The sequence below is a fragment of the Marinimicrobium sp. UBA4209 genome (assembly GCF_002381585.1).
GTDB lineage: Bacteria > Pseudomonadota > Gammaproteobacteria > Pseudomonadales > Cellvibrionaceae > Marinimicrobium > Marinimicrobium koreense.
Genome location: NZ_DFTP01000104.1, coordinates 16,764 through 19,333, shown reverse-complemented (window position 1 = coordinate 19,333; position 2,570 = coordinate 16,764). Strand labels below are relative to the sequence as shown.

The following is a 2,570-nucleotide window of genomic DNA, read 5'->3' as shown; positions in this document are numbered from 1 at the left end:
GCGCATGAGCCTGGCCGTGAACGGCCTGCGCGGGCAGATTCTGCAGGGCATCTACTACTACGACGATCACTTCGGCTCGTTCGGCAACTTTGATTACGTACTGGCCAACCCGCCGTTTAACGTGGATGAAGTGTCGCTCTCCGGGGTGGAAAAAGACCCGCGCTTTAACACCTACGGCATCCCGCGCAAAAAGACCAAGGCGAAAAAATCCGAACAGGGCAAAGAAACGGTGCCCAACGCCAACTATTTGTGGATCAACCTGTTCGCCACCTCGCTGCGCGAGCCGGACAACAAGCACCCCGGTGGCCGTGCGGCGTTGGTTATGGCCAACTCCGCCTCCGATGCGCGCCACTCCGAGGCGGACATCCGCCAGACCCTGATCGAAAATAACCTGATCTACGGCATGCTCACCCTGCCGTCCAATATGTTCTACACCGTCACCCTGCCTGCCACTCTGTGGTTCTTCGATAAGGGAAAGACGGACGAGCGCATACTGTTTATCGACGCGCGCAATATCTTTACCCCCATCGACCGCGCCCACCGCGAATTCTCGGAAGAGCAGATCCAGAACATCGCCATTATCAGCCGCCTGCACAAAGGCCGTAGCGATGAGTTCGTTGCGCTGGTCGAGCGCTATTTTGAGCAGGGCATGGCGCGGCTAGTGGAGAACCAAAAGCAGGTGGAACCGGTGGCCGAGCAACTGCTGGCGGTGCTGGATGGCAATCAAGAAGGTCAAGCCGGTAAACAAGCCGTGGCCAGTCTGGTGGATACCTGGAAGGGCCTGGCGCCCCTGCAAAAAGCCTGGGCCGCTTACCAGAAAAAACACACGGCCAAAGCAACGGCTTATAAAAAGAACCGCGCCCAGCACGAACTGCGCGCTACCTTCGACCCTTTCTTCACCGCCCTGCACGATAGCCTCAAGCAGGTCGACAAGGCCGTGCGCCGCCACGAAAAAGCCCTAGCGGAAGGCGCCAAACAGGTCGGCAAACGCCAGAGCACCGATCGCGCCACCCGGCAACTGAAAGCTGCGCTGGAAGAATTGCATAAGGAGGTGAAAAACGCCGAAAGCAGCTTTGGCCATATTCTCTGGTTGCAGGAACGCTTCCCCGAAGCGCAAAACGAGGATGTGACCGGTTTGTGCAAACTGGCTGACCCTGAGGAAGTAAAAGAACAGGACTATTCGCTGAATCCTGGGCGCTATGTGGGTGTGGTTATTGAGGAGGATGGGAGAACGGAAGAAGAGTTTATTGATGAGTTTCTAAAGCTTGATGGCGACTTAGCTGTGCAGGCACAAGTTGCAGGAGACTTGGAAAACTTGATTCATGCAAACACCAGAGCATTGCTTGGAGAATAAATGAATGAGTTTTCGGAAATTAAACTAGGAAGTGCCGTAACGTTTCAGCGCGGCTTCGATATTACAAAGGCTGAACAGTCGCCGGGAATCGTGCCGATAATTTCTTCGTCGGGGATTTCAAGTTATCACAATAAAGTTAAAGTTAAAGCTCCGGGAGTAATAATAGGTCGAAAAGGTACGCTTGGAACGGTGCATTTCATTGGGCAGGACTTTTGGCCGCATGACACAACATTATGGGTTAAGGATTTCAAGGGTAACATTCCACAGTTTGTCGCCTACTTTTTGCGCACATTAAGGTTGGACAATTTCGATACCGGGTCATCTAACCCGACCCTAAACCGCAATCATATTCACAAAATAAAAATACTATTTCCGGAAGACCCTGTAACACAACGCAAAATCGCCGCCATCCTGACGGCCTACGACGATCTGATCGAAGTCAACAAGCGCCGCACTGCGCTGCTGGAAAAAATGGCCGAGGAACTTTACCGCGAATGGTTTGTGCGCCTGCGCTTTCCCGGTTATAAGAACACCCGTTTCGTAAAAGGTGTGCCGGAGGGGTGGAAGATGCAGCAAATTGAAGACGCATTTGAGTTTACCGGCGGTGGTACGCCATCAAAATCTGTTCCTGGCTTTTGGGCTGATGGGACAGTGAACTGGTTTACACCCTCGGATATCACCGGTGCAGCGGGGATATTCTGTTCTGATTCAGAGGATCGTTGCTCTGAAGAAGGGCTAGCGCGAAGTTCGGCACGGCTTTTCCCCGCATACTCAGTCATGATGACGAGCCGTGCAACCATTGGTGCAATCGGCATCAATACGACGCCTGCCTGCACCAATCAGGGATTTATCACTTGCATACCTAATGAGAAATACCCTCTGCCTTATCTATATCAGTGGTTGAAATTGGCAAGACCATACTTCGAGCAGCTATGTGGAGGGGCGACATTTCCAGAGTTAACGAAGGGCACCTTCAAGAAGCTGGAGATTCTTTCGCCAACGGAAGAAGTAATTGAGGCATTCACCGAGCGATCTGCACCAATATTTACAACAATAGAGAATCTATTGGAACAGAACCAAAATCTAACCAAAACCCGCGACCTGCTCCTCCCGCGCCTGATCTCCGGCAAGCTGTCCGTGGAAGACCTGGATATCCAGTTCCCGCCCAGCATGCAGGAAGTCCCAGTCGAGCAGGAGTCTCCGCCGGAGGCCCGCC

The 2,570-nt window shown here is 52.9% G+C and carries 2 protein-coding genes; both read left to right on the top strand.

All coding sequences use genetic code 11. The features are described 5' to 3' along the window. Positions 1–1,354: HsdM family class I SAM-dependent methyltransferase (locus tag B3187_RS15430; protein WP_286807354.1), on the top strand; the 1,354-nt coding region annotated here is incomplete at its 5' end. Continuing rightward, on the top strand, positions 1,355–2,570 hold a 1,216-nt coding region (locus tag B3187_RS15425; protein ID WP_286807353.1), incomplete at its 3' end, for a restriction endonuclease subunit S.